Here is a 1,630-nt window from a genome sequence, read left to right as displayed (position 1 = left end):
CTCGCAGGATAGTAAGAATGGAGTGTACCCGTGGATGCCATGCCAGTCATATTTAGAGCTAGGGTTTGCACCTTTATTAATTAGTAGCTTTGCTATTTTTCGCATTTCTATTAGATCAAATGACTCGTAATTTGCATGAGCTTGTTCTTTGAAGACTTCAGATAGCTCTTTAAAAATCTCCATTGCGTTTGAGTTTTTCATACTTTGAGCAAGATGGTTAGTCACCTGTTGTCTATTAACACCAAAACTACCTTGTGTGTCTCTGATGAAGGTCGAAAACTCAAAGTCGTTCATTCTTTCTATTACGACTTTTGGGTCTTTAGCCATCTTAGCCATCATGTCAAACTGATTAAGTGGTAGTTTTGAGTTCTTAATTGTTCCAATTAGAGATATACACATGGTTAGGGCGTCTAGATGGCTGCCACCACCTTTTTGATTGACATCTGCCCCTAAGTTTACAATATGTTCAACGATCTCAAGTCGCCCCGTTTGCACTGCACTTAATAGTGGAAAAAGATGCTTTTTAGCAGTTACTGCGTTGATTGTCTTTGGCGCATACTCCAGATTTTTAAGCATTTGATAAAAGCTATCGTCTGGTTCATCAAATTGAGTTAAATTCATGTGCTGCAGAGCGATTAATAAAGCCGATTCGTTGTTATCAGACAGGATGTTGATGTCAGCACCAGCTTGCAAGAGTTGATTAACGGCATCTAGGTCTTCTAACAATGTATTCCAAATGAGCTGTGTCGTTACTTGCTTCTTCTTATTCTTATCTCTATGAAGCTTGTTATTGTCATTTAGCTTGAATTTCTTATTCGGTTTTTTGAGGTCAAGCTTCAGTTCTTTTGCATCTAAATATACAGGTAAGATAGCTGAACTCACCTGGTATTTTTTTGGTAGTTCAACCTTAAAGTTATTGAACACCCTCTGGGCATTGCTTCGCCACATATTGATTTCCCAGTCTTCAACTAGGTTTTCTTTCTTGCGTTTGGTATCCTCAGTCACTATCGTAGGTAGTGTGTAGCCATATAGGTTTTGAACGCTTTTCAGCTTTGATATTAAACTCATATCAGGTGACTCTTGCCAGCTAGCAATGACAAAACCAACCTCAATAACCTTTTCACACATATCACCACACCGGTATAAGCTTAAATCAAATGCTTTAACGAAAGTTTCTTTAGATTGCTTTAAATTACCATCTGCAAACTCTCTCAAGATTTTTACTAGATACATTGAGATTATACTAGACATTTGATGTACTGGTTTTTCAGTTTGATTTGAATAAGCGGCATACTGCGCATTTCTATCCAGCAGGTCGCAAATTTTATATTTAAAATAGTCAATGAAATCTTCTAATAACTCAGGTTCGTCGACATATTGCATTAATGTGTTAGATTTATACGTTATCTTAAAGTATTCAATCGCTCTGGCCGCTATTAGGAATAAAAGTACGTTTTTGGAATTATCTTTATTATAGGAATTACAAAGGTTATAAAGACTATAGAAACTAGGTAGGCTTTCACCACGACGCCATGAGGTTATTTTATCTTTTTCAGTTTTAGCCAGTTTTCTATAGAATTCCTGCCAGCCTTCGGCTCTTTGCTCTATAATATTTAAAGCAATGTCTATA

The 1,630-nt window shown here is 36.6% G+C and carries 1 protein-coding gene; it reads right to left on the bottom strand.

From position 1 onward, the window contains the following. Window positions 1-1,630 (bottom strand): hypothetical protein (locus ACS8FD_RS13965; RefSeq protein ID WP_439276313.1); only part of this gene is annotated, 1,630 nt, incomplete at both ends.

The sequence above is a fragment of the Psychrobacter sp. 1U2 genome, from assembly GCF_051847575.1.
This window is presented reverse-complemented; position numbering and strand designations above follow the sequence as displayed.